Source organism: Vibrio sp. HI00D65 (assembly GCF_001635455.1).
Taxonomy (GTDB): Bacteria; Pseudomonadota; Gammaproteobacteria; order Enterobacterales; family Vibrionaceae; genus Vibrio.
Map to the genome: position 1 here is coordinate 1 of NZ_LWEH01000196.1, position 326 is coordinate 326.

Below are 326 nucleotides of genomic sequence, written 5' to 3' on the forward strand. Positions count from 1 at the left end.
AAGCGCATATTTCTGACCGCACTTGTGCCATCATGATGGAACCTCTGCAGGGTGAGGGCGGTATTATTCCTCCAACGGCTGAGTTCGTGAATACGGTTCGTGAACTATGTGACAAACACAATGCACTGCTGATTTTTGATGAAGTACAAACAGGTAATGGCCGTACTGGTGATTTCTATGCTTACCAAGGTCTAGGTGTAACACCAGATATCCTAAGCACTGCGAAGTCACTAGGTGGCGGTTTCCCTATCGGCGCAATGCTAACGACATCTGAACTAGCAACACACCTCAAGGTTGGTACTCATGGTTCTACTTACGGTGGTAAC

General features: G+C 47.2%; 1 protein-coding gene. It reads left to right on the plus strand.

What is annotated here, in order from left to right; all coding sequences use genetic code 11:
- A partial coding sequence (locus tag A3712_RS15185) for an aminotransferase class III-fold pyridoxal phosphate-dependent enzyme (protein ID WP_157618770.1) occupies window positions 1-326 on the plus strand: 326 nt, incomplete at both ends.